General features: G+C 58.6%; 23 protein-coding genes. 15 read left to right on the top strand and 8 right to left on the bottom strand.

Annotated features, from left to right (window positions below):
* Window positions 1-14: 14 nt before the first annotated feature.
* The 3 genes from JFC13_RS17620 (at window position 15) to JFC13_RS17610 (ending at window position 2,646) form a co-directional block, all read left to right on the top strand.
* Entirely contained in the window at window positions 15-641 is a 627-nt protein-coding gene (locus JFC13_RS17620; protein WP_198398355.1) for a rhodanese-like domain-containing protein, read from the top strand.
* Complete coding sequence (locus JFC13_RS17615) at window positions 641-1,408, top strand: sulfite exporter TauE/SafE family protein (protein ID WP_198398403.1); 768 nt, start codon at window positions 641-643, stop codon at window positions 1,406-1,408. Before JFC13_RS17620 ends, JFC13_RS17615 begins: the two co-directional genes overlap by 1 nt.
* Window positions 1,409-2,064: 656 nt before the next feature.
* Window positions 2,065-2,646 carry a recombinase family protein gene (locus tag JFC13_RS17610; protein WP_198398354.1) on the top strand — a complete coding sequence of 194 codons (582 nt, stop codon included), beginning with the start codon at window positions 2,065-2,067 and terminating at the stop codon, window positions 2,644-2,646.
* Between the two features lie 293 nt (window positions 2,647-2,939).
* Here the strand turns inward: JFC13_RS17610 and merA are convergent, their stop codons facing one another.
* Window positions 2,940-4,373, bottom strand: a complete 1,434-nt coding sequence (gene merA, locus JFC13_RS17605; protein WP_198398353.1) for a mercury(II) reductase — start codon at window positions 4,371-4,373, stop codon at window positions 2,940-2,942.
* Window positions 4,374-4,549: 176 nt separating this feature from the next.
* Here merA and JFC13_RS17600 point away from each other — a divergent pair, with 176 nt between their 5' ends.
* A complete protein-coding gene (locus tag JFC13_RS17600; RefSeq protein WP_198398352.1) occupies window positions 4,550-4,939 on the top strand; it encodes a heavy metal-responsive transcriptional regulator in 390 nt (129 codons plus the stop codon).
* Window positions 4,940-5,001: 62 nt separating this feature from the next.
* Here JFC13_RS17600 and JFC13_RS17595 read toward each other — a convergent pair whose 3' ends face one another.
* The 5 genes from JFC13_RS17595 to JFC13_RS17575 all read right to left on the bottom strand — a co-directional run bounded on the left by JFC13_RS17595 (window position 5,002) and on the right by JFC13_RS17575 (window position 8,941).
* Window positions 5,002-5,601: a cadmium resistance transporter gene (locus JFC13_RS17595; RefSeq protein WP_198398351.1), complete on the bottom strand. Its 600-nt coding sequence runs from the start codon at window positions 5,599-5,601 to the stop codon at window positions 5,002-5,004.
* A gap of 54 nt (window positions 5,602-5,655) precedes the next feature.
* Entirely contained in the window at window positions 5,656-6,045 is a 390-nt protein-coding gene (gene cmtR / locus JFC13_RS17590; RefSeq protein ID WP_425546554.1) for a Cd(II)/Pb(II)-sensing metalloregulatory transcriptional regulator CmtR, read from the bottom strand.
* A gap of 94 nt (window positions 6,046-6,139) precedes the next feature.
* Window positions 6,140-6,949, bottom strand: a complete 810-nt coding sequence (locus JFC13_RS17585; RefSeq protein WP_198398349.1) for an AAA family ATPase — start codon at window positions 6,947-6,949, stop codon at window positions 6,140-6,142.
* Window positions 6,949-7,989 carry a Mu transposase C-terminal domain-containing protein gene (locus tag JFC13_RS17580; RefSeq protein ID WP_332839460.1) on the bottom strand — a complete coding sequence of 347 codons (1,041 nt, stop codon included), beginning with the start codon at window positions 7,987-7,989 and terminating at the stop codon, window positions 6,949-6,951. Before JFC13_RS17580 ends, JFC13_RS17585 begins: the two co-directional genes overlap by 1 nt.
* Before the next feature lie 349 nt (window positions 7,990-8,338).
* Window positions 8,339-8,941, bottom strand: coding sequence for a recombinase family protein (locus tag JFC13_RS17575; RefSeq protein WP_198398347.1), 603 nt, complete (start codon window positions 8,939-8,941; stop codon window positions 8,339-8,341).
* A gap of 432 nt (window positions 8,942-9,373) precedes the next feature.
* On the opposite strand from JFC13_RS17575, the gene JFC13_RS17570 reads away from it, so the two are divergent.
* The 3 genes from JFC13_RS17570 (at window position 9,374) to JFC13_RS17560 (ending at window position 13,204) form a co-directional block, all read left to right on the top strand.
* Complete coding sequence (locus tag JFC13_RS17570; protein WP_198398346.1) at window positions 9,374-9,949, top strand: copper resistance CopC family protein; 576 nt, start codon at window positions 9,374-9,376, stop codon at window positions 9,947-9,949.
* Window positions 9,950-10,094: 145 nt separating this feature from the next.
* Complete coding sequence (locus JFC13_RS17565; RefSeq protein ID WP_198398345.1) at window positions 10,095-12,047, top strand: cytochrome c oxidase assembly protein; 1,953 nt, start codon at window positions 10,095-10,097, stop codon at window positions 12,045-12,047.
* 242 nt (window positions 12,048-12,289) lie between these two features.
* On the top strand, window positions 12,290-13,204 hold the full coding sequence (locus JFC13_RS17560) for a cytochrome c oxidase assembly protein (RefSeq protein ID WP_232488760.1): 915 nt from the start codon (window positions 12,290-12,292) through the stop codon (window positions 13,202-13,204).
* 266 nt (window positions 13,205-13,470) lie between these two features.
* Here the strand turns inward: JFC13_RS17560 and JFC13_RS17555 are convergent, their stop codons facing one another.
* Together JFC13_RS17555 and JFC13_RS19715 are read right to left on the bottom strand one after the other, a co-directional pair.
* Window positions 13,471-14,241 (bottom strand): cytochrome c biogenesis CcdA family protein, encoded by a 771-nt coding sequence (locus JFC13_RS17555; protein WP_198398402.1) that lies wholly within the window; start codon window positions 14,239-14,241, stop codon window positions 13,471-13,473.
* Complete coding sequence (locus JFC13_RS19715; protein WP_269770072.1) at window positions 14,241-14,798, bottom strand: TlpA family protein disulfide reductase; 558 nt, start codon at window positions 14,796-14,798, stop codon at window positions 14,241-14,243. Before JFC13_RS19715 ends, JFC13_RS17555 begins: the two co-directional genes overlap by 1 nt.
* 190 nt (window positions 14,799-14,988) lie before the next feature.
* On the opposite strand from JFC13_RS19715, the gene cmtR (JFC13_RS17545) reads away from it, so the two are divergent.
* The 8 genes from cmtR (JFC13_RS17545) (at window position 14,989) to JFC13_RS17510 (ending at window position 22,841) form a co-directional block, all read left to right on the top strand.
* Window positions 14,989-15,369, top strand: a complete 381-nt coding sequence (gene cmtR, locus JFC13_RS17545) for a Cd(II)/Pb(II)-sensing metalloregulatory transcriptional regulator CmtR (RefSeq protein ID WP_198398342.1) — start codon at window positions 14,989-14,991, stop codon at window positions 15,367-15,369.
* A 29-nt stretch (window positions 15,370-15,398) separates the two neighbouring features.
* Window positions 15,399-17,375: a heavy metal translocating P-type ATPase gene (locus JFC13_RS17540; RefSeq protein ID WP_332839458.1), complete on the top strand. Its 1,977-nt coding sequence runs from the start codon at window positions 15,399-15,401 to the stop codon at window positions 17,373-17,375.
* 26 nt (window positions 17,376-17,401) lie between these two features.
* Window positions 17,402-18,022: a DsbA family protein gene (locus tag JFC13_RS17535; protein ID WP_198398340.1), complete on the top strand. Its 621-nt coding sequence runs from the start codon at window positions 17,402-17,404 to the stop codon at window positions 18,020-18,022.
* On the top strand, window positions 18,003-18,629 hold the full coding sequence (locus JFC13_RS17530) for a vitamin K epoxide reductase family protein (protein ID WP_198398339.1): 627 nt from the start codon (window positions 18,003-18,005) through the stop codon (window positions 18,627-18,629). The genes JFC13_RS17535 and JFC13_RS17530 overlap by 20 nt, the downstream gene beginning before the upstream one ends.
* 481 nt (window positions 18,630-19,110) lie before the next feature.
* Entirely contained in the window at window positions 19,111-19,755 is a 645-nt protein-coding gene (locus JFC13_RS20065; RefSeq protein ID WP_198398338.1) for a GNAT family N-acetyltransferase, read from the top strand.
* 146 nt (window positions 19,756-19,901) lie between these two features.
* Window positions 19,902-20,780, top strand: a complete 879-nt coding sequence (locus JFC13_RS17520) for a hypothetical protein (RefSeq protein WP_198398337.1) — start codon at window positions 19,902-19,904, stop codon at window positions 20,778-20,780.
* Window positions 20,781-21,009: 229 nt separating this feature from the next.
* Entirely contained in the window at window positions 21,010-21,726 is a 717-nt protein-coding gene (locus JFC13_RS17515) for a response regulator transcription factor (RefSeq protein ID WP_198398336.1), read from the top strand.
* The gene (locus tag JFC13_RS17510) at window positions 21,723-22,841 is read left to right on the top strand and encodes a HAMP domain-containing sensor histidine kinase (RefSeq protein ID WP_198398335.1); all 1,119 of its coding nucleotides are present in this window, start codon (window positions 21,723-21,725) and stop codon (window positions 22,839-22,841) included. The genes JFC13_RS17515 and JFC13_RS17510 overlap by 4 nt, the downstream gene beginning before the upstream one ends.
* Window positions 22,842-22,870: the final 29 nt, after the last annotated feature.

The following is a 22,870-nucleotide window of genomic DNA, read 5'->3' as shown; positions in this document are numbered from 1 at the left end:
TCGAAAGTGAACATATGAAACTATCACCACACACCGAAGCAGACGTGACCACCGTGGATTCGGCAACTCTGATCTCGTGGATCGATGCCCACACTGACTTGATCATCCTCGACGTGCGCACCGGTGCTGAGTTCGAATCCGTGCATATCCGCGGCTCTTACAACGTTCCGTTGCCACTGCTGTCCGAACACGCCGATGAACTGACCGAACGGCTTGGTCAACGAGTCGTATTGGTGTGCCAGTCCGGTGCTCGCGCCGAACAAGCCCGCCAGCGACTCGGTGCCGCCGGCATCGAGACCCTGCACGTTCTCACTGGCGGTGTTCCGGCATTCGTGGCAGCTGGGGGCAGTGTCGTTCGCGGAACCCAGCGTTGGGACTTGGAACGCCAAGTCCGCCTGGTGGCGGGCTCACTGGTCATCACTGGACTCGCCGGTGGCAAATTCCTCTCACCAAAATTCCGTATCCTCGCCGGAGCCATCGGCAGCGGATTGACCTTCTCCGCTGCGACCAATTCCTGCGCCATGGGTAAAGCATTGGCAGCCATGCCCTGGAATCGCAGCGCCGAAGAACCGACCCGCGAATCGGCCATCCTGCAGCTGCCGACCCCTCAGACCGCCGGCGGAGAGTCCCTGATCTCGTGATCGCCGCCGCACTGGTACTGGGTCTCCTGGTTGGAGGCGTTCTCGGCCTGGTCGGGGCCGGCGGTTCCATCATCGCCGTCCCCGCCCTGGTCTACGGGGTGGGGATGAGCACCCACGAAGCGATCCCTTCCGCCCTACTCGTCGTCGGAGCCTCCTCAATCGCGGCCGTACTCCCTCGTATTCGTACCGGTATCAGCTGGCGGATAGCCCTTCGAGTGGGAGCCGCCGGAATCCCAGCGGCGTGGGCAGGTGCTGCCGTTGGCCGTCTCGTCAACGACACCGTGCTAATGCTCGCCTTCGCAGTCATCATGATCGCTGCAGGAATCCGCATGCTCTCACCCGTCCGAGAGACAGCCAGCCGTGACGAGACTGGCAGAAACTCCTTTCTGCGAAGTCACCTTCTGCAGTCTTTGACTGTGGGGTTGGGAATCGGGTTTTTAACCGGGCTGCTTGGCGTCGGCGGAGGCTTCCTCATCGTTCCCGCATTGACAATCTTTCTGGGGTTGTCCATGGCTCAGGCCGTCGGGACATCACTGATCATCATCGCGATTAACTCTGCGGCCGGCTTCACTGCCCACGCTGCTGGATACAGTCCCGATTGGATCACTACCCTGGCATTCGCGATACCCGCGATCATCGGCTCACTCGTTGCTGGACGTGTGGCACACAAACTCAACAACAAACACGTCCGCATCGCTTTTGCCAGCCTCGTGTTCATCGTTGCTGCCACGGTTATGACCAGTACAATTGTCAGTATCGTTAATTGAAAGACCACCGCACTCTCTCGGTGGCCGGGTGGCAGAAAAGCTGAATATAACGAAAGAGCGCTGAGCCACCCACGGACTCCACAAGCACGCATTCTCACTGTCAATTCCACTGTGCGCGAAGAGGCTCTGCGCTCATCCATCTCTGGTTGAGTTCCGCCCCTTCACAGAGTCTTGGATACCAGGGGTTACGAGACGGAGAGGTGTCGGGGCACTCGGGCATTATGTGTCTTAGGAATTCGAGGCTTGGCTCGAGGGAAAGAGGTGAACTTCCCTGTCATATCGGCCTCAGAGGCATACCTAAGGGCGCATTGATGGAGTGGCTTTTCAAGGTGGTCATTCGCTTCGCAGAACGACTACCTTAGATTCGCATCTTCTCGGGAACGTTGGAAAAGCGTCGGGAAGTCAACAGAGACCTCCGCTGATTGAAACGGAAGCTGCAATCGGATGTGATGCAGCTGCTGGAGCTTACTAGTTGTCTCGTATCCCTAGGGATACGAGACGTCTCATTGGTGCTGGGATCTGGGACTTCCACGCTGCCCTGAGTTCCGTGGATTTCAGGCGTTGCTAGCCAGGCAAGCGATTCTTGCAACTATGTCTTGTAACCTGTTGAACGAATTGGTGTACTCACCGCTAGTTACGAGACACATTGGAGCACCGTGGCGAAACTCATCGGATATGCGCGCGTATCAACTCGCGACCAATCTACCGATCGACAACGGGCCGACCTCCTTGCTGCCGGAGTCCGGCGAGATGATCTCTATATCGATCACGGAGTTTCGGGAGCTCGGGCCTCACGCCCTGAGTTTGACCGCGCGCTCGAAGCACTCATCGACGGAGACACTCTCGTCATTACCACCCTCGATAGGCTCGGTCGGTCGACCCAGAACATGCTCGCATTCGCTGACGAGCTTCGGAACCGGGGTACGGGTTTGCGTGTTCTCAACCTTGGCGGCGGCGATGTCGACACGGCAACCCCAATGGGGTCGATGCTGTATACGATCATGGCCGCGCTGGCCCAGATGGAACACGAGATCAAACGGGAGCGAGTGACCGACTCCATCAGAAAACGCCGTGACGCCGGCCTCGACCTCGGAGGCCGGCCCCGCCGAATCACAGACAGCCAAATCCGTAAGGCGATTCGCCTAGTCGAGGGCGGTGAACCGGCAGCGCAAGTCGCACGAGATCTCGGAATGTCCAGAGCCACGCTCTACCGGCGAGCACGCGTACTCGTGGAATAGGCAGTCCCGGTAGTTCAACGACCGCCATCTACCTTTGAAACTCACACTCATCTGAATAGTGTCGTTTTGCGCAGGTGACTTCTGAAGATGCGCGGCCGTGTGTACACAAGCGCTGAAATGCCAGTATTCAATAGCCGACTGCGCAACCCCAAGAACACGAGGCTGGACGTGCAGTCGACTTCAGAAGATGACAGAAGAGACGTCTTCGCTGTGACTCTTAACTTCGTGTGGCGGTTTTTCGCAGCTTCGTTTGGCGGTCGGGGGCAGTCTTGCTACTGGTCGATAGGTTTGGTTCAGGCGGCGCAGCAGGAGAGTTTGCTGACGTCGGTGGTGAAGGATTGGGCTGCGATTTTGATGCCTTCGGCCATGGTTAGGTAGGGGCTCCATAGGTTGGCTACCTGGTCGAGGGTCATTGCGGCTTGGATGATGTAGACCCCGGTGGCAGCGAGGTCGGCGGCCTCTTTGGCGACGGCGGTGATTCCTAGGATGCGGTCGTTGTCGGCATCGGCGACGATTTTGATGAAGCCGCGGATGTCGCGGTTGACCATCGCCCGGGGCACGTACTCTAGCGGCAGCACCCGGCATTGACATCGGTATCCGGCTGCCTGGGCTTGTGCGTCGGTCATGCCCACCGCGGCCAGATTCGGTGAGGTGAAAGTGACTCGGGGAAGGGTTGTGTAATCGAGGCTGCGTTTGGTGTTGGTGAACATGTTCTCTGCTGCCAGGCCACCGTGGGCTGAGGCTGCGTAGACGAATTGTGGATGACCGGTGACGTCCCCAGCGGCCCAGATCCGGTGGTTGCTGGTGGCCAGGGTCTCGTCGATGAGGACTTCACCGCGGACTCCGGTGGCCACTCCCACTGTGTCCAGGTTCAGGCCGCCGGTGACCGCGTGACGCCCGGTGGCTACCAGCAGCTGCTGAGCTGTGAAGGTCTGCTCGTCTCCGTCCACGGTGGCGGTGACCATGACCTCGTCGTTACTGGAATCGGTGGTCACTTTGGTGATGAGCGCACGTGGGACCACTTCGATACCTTCATGGGCGAACACCTCGGCCAGCACCTCGTGTGCTTCGGGTTCCTCGGTCGAGGCCAGCCGGGACCGGACCAGCATGGTGACCTGAGTGCCCAGCCTGGCGAAGAGCTGGGCCTGTTCCAGCCCCACGTAGCCCCCGCCGACCACCAGCATCGATGCCGGGACCTCGTCCAGTTCCATCGCTGTGGCCGAGGTGAGGTAGTCGACCCCGTCGAGGCCTTCGATCTCCGGGATGGTGGGGGTAGATCCGGTCGCGACCAGGTAATGGGAAGAGTGCACTGTCTCTACCGCCCCGTCGTCGGTGGTGATCTGCAGCGCCGGGTCCTGCTGGCTGCCGGTGAAGGAGGCCTGCCCCTGACGCAGCTGCCACCCGTAATCGGTCATCAGGTCCAGATACTTCTCGGTGCGCATCCCCTCCACCAGCGTTTGCTTGCCTTCGATCAGCTCTGGCATGTCGACTGGTCCGGTGGTAGCGCTGATGCCGGGAAACCGGTCGGCGTCGGCGGCGGTGTGGCGTGCCTCGGCGGCGGCCAACAGCGCTTTCGAGGGCACGCAGCCGGTGTTCACGCAGGTGCCACCCACGGTGCCGCGTTCGACCATGAGTACGGTCTTTCCCAGGGTGGTGGCCCGGATCGCGGCGGCGAACGCACCACTGCCGGAGCCGAGGATCGCCAGATCCACATCTTGTGACGACATACCTGACATTCTGCTCTTCCTCCTCGGCGCACATCGGAAATGTGCGGACGCTTCGCGCAACCGATCGGCCGGCGCTGCCCTCAGTGTGGACCTTCCACTAGGGTGGAAGGTCAAGACCGTGCAGAGGCCTCGGTGCGATGCGGCCAAGGCTCGTACTGGAAGGCAAGGAGGAGCCGATGCGGATCGGAGAAGTCGCCAATGCCGCCGGGGTCAGCACCAAGGCTGTGCGATTCTACGAGGAGATCGACCTGCTGCCGGCCCCGGCCCGCTCTGCCAACGGCTACCGGGACTACCACCCCGAGATCCTGCACCGACTGGGATTCATCACCCGCGGCCGCAGAGCAGGCCTGAGCCTATCCCAGGTGCGGGAAATCCTGGCCCTGCACGAGACCGGGCAGACACCGTGTGCTCATGTGCGCGAGACACTGCACCAGCAGCTCGCCGACCTTGATGAGCAGATCGCCGCTCTGAGCGCGCTGCGCGCCACCGTCGCCCAGCACCACCACATCGCCACCGCCGGCAACCCCAACGACTGTGACCCCGAACAAATCTGCAGTTACCTATGACACACGACGTAGAAGATCATCTCGAATAGTTCGATCAAGGTGCTTTCGTTGGGCGAATTGTTTTAGAGGCCGAAAGCGCCGCCTTCGATGAGGATGACCAAGCCCAGGCCGATCAGCACCACTGGAAACAGGATGTGTTCCCAGCGCTCCAAGACTTCAGCGATCGGTTTGCGGGTGGCAATGAACTTCGCCAGGAACACCAGCACAGCGATCAACACGAAGAAGACGATGCCGTAGACCATCAGGGAGCTTGTGCTGACGGTAGCGAACACGGGCACGTAGACGCCGATATTGTCACCACCGTTGGCGAAGGTGACCCCCGCTACGGTCAGTGCACTGATCCTCTTTCCGGCGACTCTCTCCTGGCCATCATCGTCTTCGGCATCGCCACGCCAGGCTTTCCAGGCCATGTAGAGGCCCAGCAGCAGGGGAATCAGCCCAAAGTAGGGAAGCAGTCCTTCGGGAAGAAAGCTTCGGGCTGCCAGCGCGACGGTGACCGAGGCCAACAGGATGGCTCCAAATCCCACGTAATGCCCCAGCAGAATTCTCCACGTTGTCCCGCGGGACCCCGCCCCGCGGGCGAAGAACAGAGACAGCACGATGAGGTCATCAATGCTGGTGACGATGAACAGCCCGATGGCCTGCAAGATCGCAGTGAGCAAGTTTAGAACTACTTTCAGTGAAGCGCTGGTGAAAATACTGGGGCAGAGCAGCGCTCACGCCGCCTGCTTCGGGGCCTGGCACCCGGTGATTGAGCACTCCGGGTCCAAACAGGGCGCATGCTCGTCTACAGCCAGAGTGGTCTCGACCAACGCGTTCAGAGCCCGGGTCAGGTGAGCGTCGACGATCTCATAACGAGTCCGTCGTCCCTGCAGCTCAGCGACGACGATGCCACAGTCCCGCAGACACCCCAGATGGTTCGACACATTCGAACGAGTCAAGCCCAGGAACTGGGCAAGTTCAGCCGGGTACCTCGGTTCCTCCAGCAACATCAACAGGATTCTTGACCGCGTTGCGTCGGCCATCGCTCGACCCAATCGATTCATCACATCAAGGCGAGAGGCAACAGTTGTGAGTTTCGACGATAAACGGCGGTCTTCTGTCAGTAGAGGATGGCGGCATTCCTATAGCACGACACTTACCCCTGGGCTTAGCCGAGCTTCAACTGCCCGTCGAATATTCGCCGCAAGGCTGACGATGCTAATTGCCGATGACGAGGATGCTCGCGGCTGCCTCAACGACATCATCGGTGACGGTCTCGAGTTGGTTGATCCTCATGACTCGCCGGATCTGCGGGAAGAGTCGTTCAAGCAAACGGAAGTTGCCACGCGTGATTCTCTCGATAGCGGCCACGGCTTGGGCGTCGGTGAAGTCATCCATATCGAGAGTCACCCCCAAGCGTTTCCACTGGCGTTCGAGGACGAAAAGGAGTTCATCGCGGCCGAGCGAACGGTAGATGTGGGAAAACCCGAGGCGTGAGTACAGCTGTGGGTAGTGGCGAAATCGTTGATCGATTCCGGGCATGCCGATGAAGATGATTGCCAATTCGTGCCGGTCATGCTCATCGCGAAGAAGTTCCAGAGACGTTGGGGTCAGTCGTTCTGCTTCGTCGATGATGACCAGTTCCACTAGTTTCGTTACGTCTCCAACACGGAAGCCGGTGACCTTTCCAATCGTGCGTAAGTGTTCGTCAATGCAGATTCCGACCCGCATCTGTAAATGTTGGATGTCGGTCATGATCTGCTTGTGCCGAGGCAGAACTTCAGGGGTGTAGAAAATGGTTCGAGACCGGTGGGCGGTGGCGTGGACTTTCGCGTCGTCTTCGCTACGTGGTCCCCATTCGTCGACGAAAGTGCCGACTTCATCCCAGTGGGCGTATCGTCGGGCTGAGAGTGTCTTGCCGACACCTGCTTCACCGTGGCAGATGCCGATTGTTTTGTCTTTGCGTACTGCTGTGGCGAATTCTTTGAAGCGGCGATGTTCCTTGGTGATGATGAATTCTCGTGCCATTACTCGTCCTCTTCATAGGTGCGCAGCTTCGATCGCGGCCGCGAAGGTTCGTTAGTGTGTTGCAGTTCTTTCCGGTGCGCGATTCTGGGGATGCGTTCGTTGATGTCTTTGCGCAATTGGTGGCGTCGGATCCTGCGGGCGGATTCGACTTCTCTGAGGCTGAGTCGCTGGTTCGGGTTTGTTTGGTCGATGGCTACGCAGATGAGGGTGTCGTGTTCGTAGACGCGGATCTCTGAAATGTCGCGGGGATCGTATCGGATCGTCACTGGTTTCCCGACGAGTGGCGCGAGTGTGGGTGAGAGATAGCGTTGGCCTTGAAAGTGGATGCCGTCGCGGCGGACGGTGCGGTGTTTAGGCACTGTCAGCAACAGTCCGTCGAGCTCGTCCAGTGTCTCGGGAATTCGTGGAAGCCACCCTTGACCGATCCAGGCTGCTTTGGGGCTGGTTTTGATCTCTCGGTGCGGACGTTCGTTGTAGGTCGTGATGAAGTCGCCGATCGTCTGGTCCAGTGCGGGCAGGTCCATTGCGGGCGACGGGTTTTTCTCGTGGCCTCCGGAGTATCCGGGCAGGGTGGAGAGGAGCTCGGTGTTGAGGGTGCCGAAGAAGCGCTCGATCTTGCCGCGGCCTTGCGGGCGGGCGATGGTTGAGTAGATGATCCGGATTTTCAACGCGGTGGCAGTGTAATCGAGGTGGTGGCTGGTGAAGTCGCTGCCGTGGTCGACGTGGAGGACGTCAGGGATGCCGCACATGGCCCAAGCTGGGTCATCTTTGCGCCAGATCGCCTGCCGGAGTGCTAACGCAGTATTCATTGCTGAGGGCGCTCCGGTGAAGACCATGTATCCACAAATTGCTCGGGAGCAGTCGTCGAGGATTGTCGTCAGCCATGGGCGTTCCGGGCGTCCACTGGCATCGGTGATGACGATGTCGAGTTCTGTGTGATCTGCCTGCCAGGTGTCATTGGGATGCTCGGCTGTGTGCCGGTATATAAGTTCGTGCTGGTCCCTGTATGCAGCAGGGCCGTCGAGGGCCAGAGTCACCATGGCCGGATCCAAGCACTCTAGGATTGAGCGGACCGTCCCATAGCTTGGCGCTGCCTTGCCTATTCGTTTTGCTTCTTGAACTGTGAAGCGGTGGAGAGTAGCGATACTCGGACGTGGGCGGGTGAGGCCGAGTCGTTCGATGAACGCTTGAAGCTCAGGATGGGTACGCCTGGATCCAGTGTCCTGTCGGGTCTGCGGTTCGAGAGCGGCAATCCCGCCAGTCTTATACAGCTGGTGCCAACGTTGCAGTGTGCGCAAGCCGAGGCCGGTCGCTTGGGCGAGAGCTGTCAGAGCGATATCGTCTTCGACGTGTAGTCGAAGTATTCGCCACTTCTCTGGCCCGTCCACCTCACACCGGTTTAGTCAGTGTGTCGTGAGTGCCGTCAGCTTGACGGTGTCGGTACAAGGTTGCTCTCGACCATCCCACCAAACGGGCTGCATCTTCAGCGGTGCGTCCTTTGGCGCGGGCTTCTTCGGCGATCGCGAGCTTCTGTGCGGTCTCGTCTGGGTCCACTGGTGGCCGTCCGAACTTGGTGCCTGTCTGCTTGGCTGCGGCGATGCCTGCGTTGACGCGTTCGGTGATGAGTTCACGTTCATATTCGGCCAGGGTGGCGAGCATTCCCAACATCATTCGTCCCGACGAGGTCTCGGGGTCGATGTTGTCTGAGACGGAACGGACCTTCACGCCCCGGTCGCGAAGAAGGTTTACGGTTGCCAGCACGTCGAGAAGTGATCGGCCGAGCCGGTCGATGCGCCATACAACGACGGTGTCGCCGTCTTCGGCATATTCGAGTAGTCGCTTCATGCCCGGTCGCTGTTTTGCCGTCTTACTACCAGAGGTCACATCTGAGAACACATCTCGTTTCTGGACTCCAGCACCGACGAGTGCATCTATTTGGAGCTGCGCATCTTGTCCGGCGGTGCTGATTCGTGTGTATCCCAGAAGCCTCATGCTCCAAGAATGACTCACAAACTCCGGAAAGTCACGACTGTAAGACAATTTGCGGCGAGACGGGTTAGCGAGACACTTCTCAGCCCGTGATCTCGGGCGTCAATGCCAGTCCTTGCTGAGTGATTTGAGCGTCTTATAAAACTATAGATTATTTGAACACTGTCGATCGGCGCTGTCTCTGCGGAAGGGTCAGTGGTTGATGTATGGTCGTTTGGGCAAGCATCTTGCCAAGTCGCGCCTTCTCGCTATTAGTTCTCCGGAGGGGGTCAGGTGTGGGGCGGGTGCGTTCTCTGCGAATATATTCTACAGTGAGTAGAAATGTGCGGCATCTGGATGGGCCACTTGGGCGGCGTTCAACGCCGCCAGAATTTGATCACTAGGAGTATCAGCATGCAAGGAACTGGGCGAATGGTATCGTGGGTCAGCGCAGGAATGCTGGCCATGCTGTTGCTCGCACTGGGTCTAATGATGCCAGCGCCGGCTGCTGCCCATGATGAAATAACTGCTTCGACTCCGGAAGATGGGGCGACTCTGGGTGAAGCTCCCAAAGAGATTAAGCTGGATTTCAGCGGAGAATTACAGCAAATGGGCTCCGAAGTTCAAGTGACTTCCGGTGATGAAGACGTCTCCGTCGACGAACCTGTCATTGCGGGACAAACGATCACCAGCGCTCTTCCGGATGACCCGCCAGCCGGGAAATACAAGATGGTATGGCGGGTCGTATCCTCGGATGGCCACCCAATCAGCGGCGAATCTACCTTCACCATCACAAGCAGCAAGACAGAAAAACAGGAACCGACACCGACCAAGACCGAACAGAACGTCGCAGACAGCAATGAACCCACCACTGCGTCCGCAACTACAGATGCCAGCGACGAAGCTTCCTATTCCGCAATCTCGCCGACACTTGTAATTCTGTTAGGTCTCGGGCTCGCCGCCATCATCGCGATCGTCACCATTATTGTGGTCAGAAAGACCAACGATCAATCAACTGATGAGACACAGTAATCCTCGGCTTCGAGCTTGCGCATTCTCGTAGTCGCGGTGAGGTTCGTCGCGAGGCGATGGCACGCGATATCCATGGCTGCGCCTGGAAGGTTCTGATTGAACAATTCAGTCTGCGATCACGGACGCAGCAAAAGGATGAACCTTGATGACCAACTCCACCCAAAAATTCTCCGTTGAAGCAAGGGCCCACCGCCGGCTCATGCTGACAAGCCTGGCTATTGCTGTCCTGGTCACGACGATTGTTCTGGTAACCGCGCTGGAGTTCTCTGGCGTAACCGATCCGCGCCAGCTGCTCGATCCGGGGGCCCTGGTGCGGTGGGCGTTGCCGATCATGACCACAATCCACCATTTGGCCATGTCGCTGACCTGGGCGGCGCTGGTATTTGCCGTCACGGTCATTCCTCACAACGACGATAGCCAGGCGGTGCACAAGCGAACAATGTCCATCGCCTTGGTAGCGGCCACAGTGTGGACGCTCGCGGCAGTGGCTATGATCATCCTCGGCTACGCCGACACCAGTGGGCAGGCATTGTCAGGTTCGGATGAGTTCGCTTCACAGCTGCTTTTCTACGTCTTCGGCATCATTCTCGGTCAAGCATGGGGCGCGACAGCCGCCATCGCGGCCCTGACCGCAACACTGATCGCCATGGTCTCATCCCGGACTGGAATCACTATCATTGCGGTGGTCTCCCTGGCTGCGGTGATACCGCTGTCGCAGCTGGGCCACGTCGCCGGTGTCGAAGACCACGACGGAGCCGTCAACGCCCTCGCCCTCCACTACCTCGGGGCCGGCCTATGGACCGGAGGAATTGTCATCCTGGCCGCGATCAGCCCCATCCTTATCAAAATCGGTCCCCAGGCGGCCGAGCGTGTTCTGCCACGATTCTCTGGACTGGCATTAATCGCATTCTGTCTGGTCGTTGTCTCTGGGGTCATCAACACGGTCTACCGCCTCGACAGCTGGGCTGCACTGGCATCCGTATACGGAGCCCTGGTGATCGTGAAAACCCTGGCCACGGTGGCACTGGGACTTGCCGGGTATCTCAATCGTCGCCTCATCACTGCCCAGGGTGCTCGGAAAGGGGTGCGCTCTCGCATATGGCAGATGATCGCCGGCGAGGTGATCGTGCTCTCAGCAGTCATGGCGCTGGGAGCTGTTCTGGCTCGGACCAACCCGGGGGCCGAACGAATCCGAGAACCGGACATCACCCCGGCAGAAGTGCTCACCGACTACGTGCTGCCACCACCTCTGGGCGTATCAGAATGGGTGACGCAATGGCGGTTCGACTGGCTGTGGATCGCGGCCACTGTCCTCCCTGTCACCGCCTACATATATGGAGTCCTCCGGCTCCGGGCCCAGGGACAAACATGGCCTGTGCTCCGGACGGTAGCCTTCGTCTCCGGCCTCGTGGTGTTGATTTACATGACCAGTGGAGTGCCCAACATCTACGCTCCCATCCTCTTGAGCATCCACACTCTCCGCCACCTTGCTCTGGCCTTCGTCGTTCCCATGCTATTGCTGGCAGGCCACCCACACCACCTGATCAACCGTCTGGTCCAACCGCGAACCGACGGGACAACAGGCTGGTATGAAATCGTGCATGGATGGAAGACTTCGACTGTCGGGCAGTTGCTCTCGCGCCCGAGTGTCACGGCTGTTCTGGTCGTGGCGGTGGCCGTCGGCCTCTACTACACACCAATGTTCCCCCTGGCACTGAACACGCTCATTGGTCAAGAACTGATGAACACCGCAGCACTGGTCGCCGGGCTCATCTTTACAAACAGTGTCCTCACTACCAGCGCCGGGCACACAGGCAGGAACCGGCAGACTCTAACTGTGCTCACGGTTGCCATCGCAGTGGGAGCGTGGGCGGTCCTCATCGCAGTCTCGCCCACCCTGTTGCAACCAGAGTGGTTCACTGAACTCGGCAGAGAATGGGGGCTGCCCCCGCTTTCCGACCAGCACCGTGGTGCCACCAGCATCGTGCTGGCCGGATTCATGCCACTCCTGGTGATGGCCGTCTACTCGTTGTTCAAACCTGACCCCAGCACGACTGCCGCCACTTCCGCTGCGACTCCAGAAATGGCCCGCACATGAGGCAGCGACCACACCAACGCCTCCGGCCCAGCGCGCTGAACACATTCTTGGACGTATCGTTGAGACACTGCTCCAACACTCGGCTCCCAGGGACCACAGTGCGAAGAGGTCTCAAAAACTGTGTCGCAGGCTGCCAAAAGTAGCGTCACGAAGGTGAGGACGCGAGTGGTGGAAATTTGGATGAGAGAGATGAGGTCGTGCGAGTGGCAGAACTGATGTGGACACCAACCCAGGCTCCATCCATGGAAGCTTTCCTCGGGTTTAACTTACAACCCATTCCGATCATTCCTGTCATCGCTGGGATCCTTGCTCTGGCCTATATTGCCGGATGGATCCGACTCCGACTCCTGAAACGGCCATGGCCGTTCTGGAGAGGCATGCTTTTCCTCCTCGGATGCCTTCTCTTGGCTGCCGTGATGGGCTTGGCCATCGAAGGCTACGGACAACTCATGTTCTCGGTATTCATGTTCCAGCAAATGACGCTGATGATGGCCGTGCCACCGCTGCTCCTCCTCGGTGCACCGGGAACGCTGCTGCTGCGCGCCACTCCTCGCAATCTTCCCGGGAGAATCGCACTCAAGGTCGCGATCTTCGGTCTACGGTCGTGGGCGGGAAAGGTCATTGTCCACCCATTTTTCTCGATCCCACTCTTCCTCGCTCTCTTCTATGGCCTCTATCTCTCAGACGCGGCAAGCACCCTGTTGGGCATTGGAATTGTCGGACACGTCGGATTGGAACTGGTCTTCCTGTTCACCGGCATCGTCTTCAACGCCACGCTCATTCCCGCCGATCCTCTGCCAGTGCCCGAATCACATATCGTGCGCATCTTCCACTCCTTCCTCGAAGCCGGCCTTCACGCCTTCTTCGGCGTGATCGTCATGATGGCGACGCTGCCGCTTGTGGACCGGTTTACCCAAGCCCCGGGGGCTTGGGGGATCGATGTCATGGAGGACCAGAAACTCGCGGGAGGGATCGCGTGGGCCTATGGTGAGGGGCCAGCTGTGGCGATTTTGCTTGTCGTTCTCATCACGTGGTTTCGCCAAGAAGATAAGAACAACCGGGTCAGAGACCGTCACGTCGATGCCTTCGGTGATAAAGAACTCGAGGCGTACAACGCATACCTGGGACGACTCGCCAGCGGCGAGGAACGAATCTAACCCCTCCATATTCGGAGAAGCCGGATCGGCGCAAGTATTCATATAGGCAGAGCAACGCTCGCGCTGGGGCCCTCTTAAATGCCAGTACCAGGTTTCTTCGGCCAGGGCGCTAGCGTGAAGTAGCATGGCTTGCCGACGGGCTAGGACGACCAACTTCGTTGAAGACTGGCCCCAGGCTCACCTGAAGACACTGTTCAGTATTGCCACGCAGCCAAATCCAGTCTTCGGCAATCCGAGGCAACGTTCTTGCATACCGAACAAGAGTCTCAGACCACTGTGGCAAATCCACCAATTAGGCCCTGCAAACCATTCACCCATTGAGTCCACACGCCGGTGATCAGCAGTATTCCTATTCCGATAAGAACGGCTCCTCCAGCGCGGGTGATGGCGACATGATGGTCTTTGACCCATCGCATGCGGCCACCTCCTCTAATGAGCAGCAAGGAGACAAGCAGGAAGGGAATGCCAAGACCCAGACAATAGCTCAGCGTCAGGATTGTCCCGCGAAGCATCGCTCCGGTTCCTGTCGGCCCAAAGCTCGTCGTTAACGCAAGCACTGCCGCTAATGTCGGTCCCATGCACGGTGCCCAACTGAACGCGAAAGCACCGCCGAGAAGCGGGGCTCCCCACAGCCCTGCCTGAGGGCGACTTCTGATGCGCCACTCCCGCTGGAGGACGTTCAAGCCACCCATGAAAATGATCCCTGCAATGATGACGATCGCGCCCATAATGCGATTGATCACGTCTGCCCAGCCACTGAGAAGTATTCCCGTGAGAGAAAAGACGAGTCCGATCGCCACGAAGACAGCAGAGAAGCCGAGCATGAAGAGAAACACGCCAATGAGAACGCGGAATGTCTTCTGCTCTTCGAGTGACTTTCCCGCGAGCCCAGTCACATACCCGAGGTAGCCAGGAACGAGCGGTAGTACGCACGGTGACAGGAAGGAGATTACTCCGGCAATCGCGGCAATCGGAATCGCCAGCAGCATGGGTCCCGAGCTTGCTATCTGGGAGAACTGCTCGCCAATTGATGCCATCATGACCGGGATTCGCCATCGAGTACATCAGTGATGAGACCATCGAGAGTTGAGCGGTCAACGACGCCCACGACACGAGCGGCGGGACGGCCCTTGGAATCGAGAACCACAGTCGAAGGCACAGCCTGGGGCGGCAGCAGACCACTCAGCGCCGACACTGCCCGACCTTCTTTGTCGAGCATCGACGGGTAAGTGATGCCGAACTGCCGAGCGAACGCGTCGGCAGCGGCCGCTTCGTCTCGGACGTTTATTCCAAGAAATCGGACCTCGTCGTCGCGGAACGATTCGTAGCTGTCTTGGAGGTCTGGTGCCTCCTCTCGGCAGGGTGGGCAAGCTGCGTACCACAAGTTCAAGACGACTGGCCCACCTTGCCAATCATGGAGATCGAACATATCCCCGCTTGTCGTCTCTCCCGCCAGTTCCACAGTCGCAGAGCGTTCCGATTCGGGAATCTGAGTAACGACTCCCTTACCTGACACGTACCCTTGGTCGTTTGAACCAGAAGATGCCTCGGCCCCGTTGTCGGCGGGAGCGCATCCTGTCACCACCGCCAGCATGAGAGCGAGCACAGCGCCGCCATAAGCCAGACGTGAGAAGTTGTGGGCTCGAGATCGCGGCGCATGCGTGTTTCGCACGGGGCTCCTTGGATGCAATAGATATTCAACCGTATTCTACGGTTGGTAGAATACGGTCAACGCTACCTTAGGTTCCACCCAGATAGGTCATCAAGTAATGTATAGTCATTGTATGCTGACTATTGCTTCTCGTGTAAATGTGATGAACCGATTGGGCCGGGCCATGGCAGATGGGACACGGTCGCGGATCCTGCTGTCCCTGTTAGATAAGCCGGGCTATCCCGCGCAACTGGCGCGTGACCTTCGGCTGACGCGAACAAACGTGTCGAATCATTTGGCGTGCCTACGTGGGTGCGGGATTGTTGTCGCTGAACCCGAGGGTCGACAGACCCGGTACGAGATCGCCGATCCCCATCTTGCTGCCGCGCTGATGGCGCTGGTGGATGTGACGCTGGCCGTCGACGAGCATGAACCCTGCATCGATCCGACCTGCTCCGTTCCCGGGTGCTGTACGCCCCATGACGAGCCCCTCGCAGCTGAGGCTCTGCAGTGAGTCGCGAATGTTGTGGCCCCGACGACGCAGTGACGCCTGACCCAGTTGACGCCGATGAGGTGGCCGGTCTCGATGAGCACGAGGAGGTGCCGCCGTGGTGGCGCGATCGTGCCCTGGCGTTACCTGTCGCCTCCGGATTGCTGTGGGTGGCCGGTCTCATTCTGCAATGGACCGGTCTAGAGATTCCTGCGCTGGTCGTCTTCGCGCTCGGCCTGGCGGCCGGTGCGTGGACCTTCGTACCGGGCACGTTGAAGCGTTTGTTCACAGCCCAGGGCCGCGGGCGTTTGGGCGTAGGACTGCTGATGACGATTGCCGCGATCGGTGCCGTCCTCCTTGGCCACATCGGTGAGGCGGCGGCATTGGCTTTCCTGTTCTCTGTTGCCGAGGCCCTGGAGGACCGCGCAATGGATCGCGCGCAGCAGGGGCTGCGCGCCCTGCTCTCACTCATTCCCGACACCGCCCGCATCTCCCGGTTGGCCGGCGAACAGACAATCCCAGCCGCAGACGTTCGCGAGCTTGATGTGCTCGTCGTTGGTGCCGGAGAGCGAGTCGCCACCGACGGAGTTGTGACCACCGGCCGCTCCTCGGTGGATACCTCAGCGATCACGGGGGAATCGATCCCGGTCGAGGTCGTCCCCGGTGACGAGGTGTTGGCGGGCTCGGTCAATGGTTCCGGTACGCTCAATATCGAAGCCAGCGCCGACGGACGTGACAATTCGCTGACGAAGATCGTGCATCTCGTCGAGCAGGCACACGCGAACAAGGGTGAGCGTGCCCGCATGGCCGATCGTATTGCCCGCCCCCTGGTGCCGCTCGTGCTGATCGCTGCTACGCTGATCGCGGCATTCGGGTTTGTCATCGGTGACCCGGGTACCTGGATCGAGCGGGCCCTGGTGGTGCTCGTGGCAGCATCGCCATGTGCGTTGGCGATCGCGGTGCCGGTCACGGTGATTTCTGCGATCGGGTCAGCGAGTAAATTGGGTGTCGTCATCAAGTCCGGTGCCGCGTTCGAGCAATTCGGGACCATCGGTCGAGTCGCGTTCGATAAGACCGGTACTCTCACCCGCAACCAGCCCCGGGTCGTGGCCACCCACACCAGCGGAGATCACACTCAGACGCAGATTCTCGATTTCGCTGCGGCACTGGAAAAATCGAGCACGCACCCGCTTGCCGAGGCTATCAGTGTCGCCGCATCCACCCACCCGGAGGCCACGGACGTCGACGAACTCCCCGGCCACGGTCTTACCGGAACGGTCCAGGGGCGACGTGTGCGCGTCGGTAGTCCCCGTTGGATCACCCCGCACGGCCTGACTGAGCAGGCTGCGGAGCTGGCCGATCAGGGTATGAGCATCATCGTCGTCGAGATCGATGACCAAATCGGTGGGGTGATTGGTATCCGTGATGAGCTGCGCCCCGAGGCCGCCGAGGCGATCACGGCTCTGCGTGACCAGGGTATCTCGACAGTGATGCTCACTGGTGATAACACCCGCACTGCTCAAGCGATCGCTGCCCAGGCCGGCATCGATGAGGTCCATGCCGAGCAGCTGCCTGAGCACAAGGCCGAGCACATCCGCGCCTCGACCGACCAGGTGCCAACGGCGATGATCGGCGATGGCATCAACGACGCCCCCGCCTTGGCCTCGGCCACCGTTGGCATCGCGATGGGCGTGTCCGGGTCCGCAGCCGCGGTGGAGACGGCCGACATCGCATTCACCGGCACCGACCTGCGGTTGATCCCCGACGCCCTGGCCCATGCCAAGAAGGGCCGGTCAATCATGACTGGCAATATCGCCCTGGCTGTAGCGATTATCGTGGTGCTCTTCCCACTGGCGCTCTTTGGCGTGCTCGGCCTCGCTGCCGTCGTGCTGGTACACGAGATCGCCGAGGTCATCGTGATCCTCAACGGCCTCCGGGCCGCCCGGTCGAAGCGCCGTATCTACCCATCCAATGTCAGCGACGCAACCACACCGTCGTCGACGAACTCTGTGAAAGCGAGCGACTATTGAGCCGCAACGTGAAAGTGTCCCGGGCAATGATCGGTGTTGCCGCCCTCGTCCTCGTCGGACTGCTGGTGGTCAATAACGGCGATGACGAACCGCAACAAAAAGCCACACCGGCCGGTGGAGACACCAGCGACTTACTAGTCCGTGACGACAGTCCCCGCCTATCTGAAGGCGGGGAGGTGGTGTTCGTGGAATTCCTCGACTTCGAGTGCGAGGGGTGTCTGTCTCTTTACCCGGTGATCGAGGACCTGCGCGAAGAGTACGGGGACCGCGTGACCTTTGTCGTGAGGCATATGCCGATGCACAACAACTCCGTCAACGCTGCACTGGCAGCCGAGGCCGCCGCTGAGCAGGGCGAGTTCGAGGCCATGTATCAGCGCTTGTTCGACACGGCCGAAGAATGGGGCCACCAAGAGACATCACAACGCAAGGCGTTTGACAAATACGCTCAGGACCTCGGCCTGGACATGGACAAGTACACCGCAGCCTATGATGATCCGGCCACACTCGAACGCATCGAACAGAGCCAGAAAGACGGACAGACGCTCGGGGTCACCGGAACACCCACGTTCTTCCTCGATGGCCAGAAACTCGAACCCCAAAGCGTCACTGATCTGGAGGAAGCCTTCGATGCTGCCCTCCAAGACTGAGACTCACACCGAGACCAAGACCCGGGACACCCAAATCGTGCGCGTCTCGGGCCTGGGGGTGTTGTTCGTAGCGGGCGGCGTCATCGGTTTGATCGCGGCTGTGGTTTTGCTGGTAGAGAAGATGGCACTAGCAGCCAATCCTGACTACATCCCCAGCTGCAACGTGAATCCGGTCCTCTCCTGCGGCTCGGTAATGGCGACTGCGCAGGCCGAGGCTTTCGGCATCCCCAACCCGATCATCGGCGTCGCCGGTTTCGCCATCGTCGCGGCCATCGGCACAGGTCTACTCGCGGGAGGCCGATACGCAGCATGGTTCTGGATTAGCGTTCAGGTCGGAGTGACGTTCGCGGTCGTGTTCGTCCATTGGCTGATCTACCAGAGCCTCTACGTCATCGACGCACTGTGCCCTTACTGCATGGTCGTCTGGGCCGTGACGATCCCGATCTTCTGGTACACGACAGCTAGAAACCTTCGAGCACTGGGCAAAAAGCAAACGTGGATCACGTTACTGAATGAGTACCGTGGGGCGATCCTGACTGGCTGGTTCCTTATCATCATCACTCTGATCGCCAACCGCTTCTGGGACTATTGGACAACGCTCTTGTGACACGCGACGCCGACGAGCCGCCAGCGTTCTTGGAAGTCGCGACCACCTCGTATTGAGCCGTAGACCAGCCTGTAGATCCTACTTACTTGTGCCGCCATTTAAGTCTGGAGGAAGGCCGCCATTTAAGTCTGCAGCTCACAGCCCTATAGGCAGCATTTTGGGACAATGGGCACGGGCTCATCACACGAGCCCCGGTGAGATCACACCGGCGCTACGATTTCGAGCTCCGCCATTGTCAGGCCGTAGCGAATTGACCGAGACTGAACGACAAGATCGAATTTCCAGCCCGGATCCAGCCTCGCGCAGAAAACTTCAAAACAAGATCGGTCATGAGCACAGTCCGGTGAAAGTAGAAGCCACTTTGCGACGAAAGGGGCTGTAATGTGGCGTCAGTCACCGTAGCCTTGAAGCTTTGATGAAGAATCACGTCGCAGAAGGAAAATGGGCCCGTCGGCCTGCTGCTTCGGCTTAGATTTATGTCATGTCTAAGCCGCAAATGCTTAAAGCCACTACTCGACCGATGGAATTGGCAGATCTAGAGTCGGTTGCAAAGCAACACCTTGCTCATTTGCCAGCAGGGTTCTTCGGCAGCCTGGGCGAAAGGTTTCTCGTCGCGTACTATCGCACATATCTCACGAGTCCGGTCGCTGTCGCATTGATTGTCGAAGTGGACGGACAACCAGTCGGGTATTTGGTCGGAACGGTTGACGAAGCTAGTCATCGTCAACACGTAATCAGGCTTGAAAGAACTCGATTAGCAATCACTGGACTGTGGTGCATGGCTATGCGCCCACAGATTGTTCCTCGCTTCGTGAGAACTCGTCTGCGCAAGTACGGAAGAGCGATCAGGCTCAGCGTCCATCGCAACGCTCGGAGTCAACGACCGAGGCGCCTAGGCGTTCTACACCACATCGCGATCACGTCAACTAAGCAAAGATGCGGCCTCGGATCCGAACTTGTCAGCAAGTTCGTTTCCATTGGACAGATCCATTCCGTTGAAGCTTTCCAGCTACTGACTCACACGAGCAACCAATCTGCGAAGCGCTTTTATCTGAAGCACGGCTGGTCCGTCAAAGACGAAATATCCGACAATGACGGAGAGGAATGGGTGTTGATGACTTGCTAATCACAAAACTTCGTTCAATTCGCATAAAGCTCGTCGGTATCCTCTTGTTGACATCGATGCTGGTAACAGGATGTTCACTCGTGTCAGAACCTGAAGATCGATCGCTCACATCTCCAACTGTAGACGCCGTTCCCACGCTCCCGTCTATGAGCTCGTTCGAACTCGTCGACGCTGAGAAACACCGCAAAATCAAGCAGTCCGGGGTCAGCTTTCTCGAAGCGATTCTGAATTACAAGGACGGGGATCAGGGCTTCGACTCCGCCCAGCAACGGGCAAAGCGACAGGGTGTATCAGCCTATGATGTCCAGGCGTTGGAAGACTTGAAACCGCTCATCAGCAGCAGTGATGCGACATCCACGTCGATAGTCTATCCGCAGCTCGGCGGCCTGACCGAAAATGAAGGGGCGCTGATTGTCGTTCTTGAAGTAACCCGCCAAAGCGGAACTAAGCTGAGGACGTCAACATTAACTCTGGACGTTCGCATGAAGCTTTTCGACGGCATCTGGAAGGTCAGCCGTATAAAAGGTACGGATAATCTGGCAGAGACCGAGACGGGACACTCTGCGTCGCCCGGAGCGAGTCCCGGATACGAAACATTGAGTCAGGACGAACGTGACTTCGTCAGTGCCCAAGACATAGATCTTCCGGACAGTGCAATCTCGGACATCCTCACAGGTGACATCCAACCGCTTCCACTGAAGATTTCAAATGAGTTCGCAAAGAACTACAAAATCTCGGTTGCAGTCCTGCGGACAGGACATCCTAGAAACGTTTTTGCCACTGAGAGAGTAAGCAATCACACGCGAGGGAGGGCCATCGATGTTTGGGAGATCGACGGCGTTGCCATTGCCGAATTAGCTACTCGTCCGAAAGAGAACAATCCTGCCTACGAACTCATGTCTCTCGCACTTGAGATGGGAGCAGACGAGGTCGGCGGACCTTGGCGCATCGCAACTCAGTTTGGCGCGACATTCAGCAACGAGGTGCATCAGGACCATATACATATCGGGGTTGAACCGAAATGACCTCCGTGCTCGTCGCGCTGTCTTCACCTCTTGGTCCGTTGCGGGAGAACAGCGCGAAGGTGGACTCATCCAATATAGGTGGTGGCATCGAACAGCAATCGGTTGCCTGTAGCGATAGTTTCAACGGAGCACGTCGTGCGAGAACGCAGCTCACGAAAACTTGGCATGAGCCCACCGGATTTCGACGCAATGTGCAGGTACACAGGATCTCAACGGGCACACTAGACTCATGACTCATTCCGAAAACACCGAAACTAGCCTTGGGCGAGTCCTTGTCGTCGAGGATGAAAAGTCGTTGGCTCAGATGGTGTCTATCTATCTCGGTCGTACCGGCTTTGACGTCACTCAGGTACATACAGGCGTTCAAGCGCTTAGTGTAGCCCGCGAATGGGAACCTGATGTGGTGTTACTGGATCTGGGATTGCCCGGAGCAGACGGGATCGAAGTCTGCCGCAGTATTCGCTCGTTCTCGGAGTGCTATGTCCTCATCGTCACGGCACGAGGCAGTGAGGATGACAAGCTGGTCGGGCTGGCAGCAGGTGCAGACGATTACATCACAAAACCGTTCAGCGTAAGGGAACTAGTGGCTCGAGTACAGGCGGTGTTACGCCGTCCTCGCACCGGTGACACGACTCGAGGGCAGGGTTCCCGACAGTTTCTGAATCTCGCAATAGACCTCGCCGCCCACGAGGTCCGTTGTGACGGATTCAGGGTTTCACTGACCCGCACGGAGTTTGACCTTCTCGTCATCCTGTCAGCACGTCCCCATAAAGCTTGGTCACGCAGAGAACTCTTGGATGCGGTCTGGGATCCCTCGTGGGTGGGTGATGAACGTGTTGTCGATGTCCATATCGGCCACCTCCGCCACAAGCTCAAAGCGGCTGCGCAAGGTACAGATTTTGTCGAAACTGTGCGCGGAGTTGGTTACCGAATGGTGGCACTTTGAGCAATCGCCCCGCAAGACACGGTTTAGCGTTTCGGCTTCTGGGCAGTCATTTGCTGGTAACGGTCACCAGCTTATCTACAGCGGCAGTAGTGACTACGCTGGTCGGCCCGGCACTATTTCACCAACACATACTGATCCCGGACAGTTCAGAAGGTTCGGACCAGATTGTGCATGCGGAGCAGTCTTTTCGGGAAGCGAACCTGATCACACTCCTCGTGGCACTGGTGTCTGCACTGGTGTGCGCCTTAGTGGTGACATGGTGGCTGTCTCGCAGGATCCAGGTCCCCCTAGAGCAATTGACTCAGGCCACCACCGGAATGGCCAATGGCAACTACAATGTGCGAGTTCCGCAAATGGGGGCTGGAACCGAAGTCGACGCCTTAGCTGAGGCGTTCAACTCCATGGCCCATCGGCTGGAGAGAACTGAAGATACCCGCCGCCGACTGCTTTCGGATCTCGCTCATGAAATGGGCACTCCCCTGTCAGTACTGACTGTTTACGTCGAGGGACTCCAGGATGGAGTGACTTCCTGGAATTCTGCCACAAGCGAGGTAATGGACGAACAGCTGGGACGGCTGACCCGGCTTGTCGAAGACATCGATGATGTCTCCCGTGCGGAGGAAGGAAGAATTGATCTTGACATTTCTGAAGTGGCCGTATCAGAGCTCACAAACTCCTCGGCTGCAGCGTTCCACGAAGCCTTTGATGCCAAAGGCGTATCACTTCTAGTCGAAAACGCTGAAGCAAATCAACGAGTTTGCGTTGACCGGCATCGTATGGCTCAAGTGATCGACAACTTACTATCCAACGCATTACGACACACTCCACCTGGAGGACTCGTAAACATCAGCATCCATTCTCAGGATGAAACGTCGATTGTCCTTGCCGTCCGTGACACAGGAGAGGGACTCACCCCCGACCAAATCAGTCACATCTTCGAACGCTTCTATCGGAGTGACACTGCCCGCGACCGCGAGCACGGAGGGTCAGGAATCGGCCTCACCATATCTCGAGCGCTGATGGAAGCCCAGGGAGGCGCATTGAATGCCAAGTCGCAGGGAATTGGCCACGGCTGCCTTTTCACACTCCGTCTGCCACGACAGGCTATTCGGTAGATCTCTTTGGGCTTCAAGGCAACATGGCC

It is taken from the genome of Brevibacterium antiquum, from assembly GCF_016107655.1.
In the GTDB taxonomy this organism is placed as follows: domain Bacteria; phylum Actinomycetota; class Actinomycetes; order Actinomycetales; family Brevibacteriaceae; genus Brevibacterium; species Brevibacterium antiquum.
Note: the sequence above shows the minus strand (reverse complement) of the source record. Positions and strands in the feature narration are given on the sequence as shown.

Excerpts from the sequence above, each read along its gene's own strand:
- JFC13_RS17580 (WP_332839460.1), bottom strand. The coding sequence starts at position 7,989 with ATGGTGACTCTGGCCCTCGACGGCCCTGCTGCATACAGGGACCAGCAC.
- JFC13_RS20065 (WP_198398338.1), top strand. The coding sequence starts at position 19,111 with ATGTCTAAGCCGCAAATGCTTAAAGCCACTACTCGACCGATGGAATTG.
- JFC13_RS17560 (WP_232488760.1), top strand. The coding sequence starts at position 12,290 with ATGGAAGCTTTCCTCGGGTTTAACTTACAACCCATTCCGATCATTCCT.
- JFC13_RS17515 (WP_198398336.1), top strand. The coding sequence starts at position 21,010 with ATGACTCATTCCGAAAACACCGAAACTAGCCTTGGGCGAGTCCTTGTC.
- JFC13_RS19715 (WP_269770072.1), bottom strand. The coding sequence starts at position 14,798 with ATGCTGGCGGTGGTGACAGGATGCGCTCCCGCCGACAACGGGGCCGAG.
- JFC13_RS17585 (WP_198398349.1), bottom strand. The coding sequence starts at position 6,949 with ATGGCACGAGAATTCATCATCACCAAGGAACATCGCCGCTTCAAAGAA.
- JFC13_RS17555 (WP_198398402.1), bottom strand. The coding sequence starts at position 14,241 with ATGGCATCAATTGGCGAGCAGTTCTCCCAGATAGCAAGCTCGGGACCC.
- JFC13_RS17565 (WP_198398345.1), top strand. The coding sequence starts at position 10,095 with ATGACCAACTCCACCCAAAAATTCTCCGTTGAAGCAAGGGCCCACCGC.
- JFC13_RS17535 (WP_198398340.1), top strand. The coding sequence starts at position 17,402 with ATGATCGGTGTTGCCGCCCTCGTCCTCGTCGGACTGCTGGTGGTCAAT.
- JFC13_RS17620 (WP_198398355.1), top strand. The coding sequence starts at position 15 with ATGAAACTATCACCACACACCGAAGCAGACGTGACCACCGTGGATTCG.
- JFC13_RS17570 (WP_198398346.1), top strand. The coding sequence starts at position 9,374 with ATGCTGGCCATGCTGTTGCTCGCACTGGGTCTAATGATGCCAGCGCCG.
- JFC13_RS17600 (WP_198398352.1), top strand. The coding sequence starts at position 4,550 with ATGCGGATCGGAGAAGTCGCCAATGCCGCCGGGGTCAGCACCAAGGCT.
- cmtR (WP_198398342.1), top strand. The coding sequence starts at position 14,989 with ATGCTGACTATTGCTTCTCGTGTAAATGTGATGAACCGATTGGGCCGG.
- JFC13_RS17575 (WP_198398347.1), bottom strand. The coding sequence starts at position 8,941 with ATGAGGCTTCTGGGATACACACGAATCAGCACCGCCGGACAAGATGCG.
- merA (WP_198398353.1), bottom strand. The coding sequence starts at position 4,373 with ATGTCGTCACAAGATGTGGATCTGGCGATCCTCGGCTCCGGCAGTGGT.
- JFC13_RS17520 (WP_198398337.1), top strand. The coding sequence starts at position 19,902 with ATGAGCTCGTTCGAACTCGTCGACGCTGAGAAACACCGCAAAATCAAG.
- JFC13_RS17530 (WP_198398339.1), top strand. The coding sequence starts at position 18,003 with ATGCTGCCCTCCAAGACTGAGACTCACACCGAGACCAAGACCCGGGAC.